Here is a 963-nt window from a genome sequence, read left to right on the forward strand (position 1 = left end):
CAAAGCGTTGCTTTGCAAACACTTGCCTCACCCAACTGAGCTACGGGTGCGTAATCAGGCTTATTAAACTGGCCCTGAGCCAGTGAGTATTCCGAATTGCGTGTATGATACAAGCGTAGATCTATCTCTCAGGCGCCAGCTGCATAGCATGTCGCTGGAGCACGAAGAGCGCGCATTCTACTAGGACTGGGGGCGGTCGTCTACGGCATTTCGGGCGACTTATTGTCAGGGTTGTTCACCTAAAGGGTGATTTCTGGCTATAATGCGCGCCTGACAATAGTGCAGATAAACTGCCCAAATACGAGGAAGCATCCGTGAGCCAAGCGAGAAAAATCATCGGCCTGATGGTCGCACTGGGTATGGGGGTTTTGGCCTCTAGTTTTGCGTTTAGCCAGTCGGCGGCGGTGAACGAAGCAATTGCCGAGCGTATTGCCCCGGCTGGAAGCACCTGTATGTCGGGTGACGACTGCGCGGCAGCGCCAGTAGCGGCGGCCAGCAGTGGCCCGCGCACAGGCGAAGAGGTGTATAACACCTCGTGTAATACCTGCCACGGCGCTGGCGTGGCAGGCGCACCTAAGTACGGTGAAGCGGCGGATTGGACCGATCGTATCGCCAAAGGCATGGACACATTGCACGATCACGCCATAAACGGCTTCAATGCCATGCCAGCCATGGGTCTCTGCGCGACTTGTAGTAACGATGAGGTAATCGCTGCGGTGGATTACATGGTGGAAAATAGCCAGTAAGATCGGTATCACCAGAGGCAGTACCCTCACCCAAAAGCCCGCTATTGCGGGCTTTTGGCGTTATTGGGTGTGCGGAAGTAGAGCGCGTCGTGCAAAAACAGCCGCTAAGGCTTGACAGAGAATAACCCCAAGGCAAAAATTATTGTCCAGCGTCCAGCGTCCAGCGTCCAGCGTCCAGCGTCCAGCGTCCAGCGTCCAGCGTCCAGCGTCCAGCGTC

The 963-nt window shown here is 55.9% G+C and carries 1 protein-coding gene; it reads left to right on the forward strand.

The window, feature by feature from the left end:
• The first annotated feature begins 314 nt into the window (after positions 1–314).
• The gene (locus Q4563_RS15470) at positions 315–746 is read left to right on the forward strand and encodes a c-type cytochrome (RefSeq protein ID WP_303605086.1); all 432 of its coding nucleotides are present in this window, start codon (positions 315–317) and stop codon (positions 744–746) included.
• Positions 747–963 lie beyond the last annotated feature (217 nt).

The organism is Gilvimarinus sp. 1_MG-2023 (assembly GCF_030548285.1).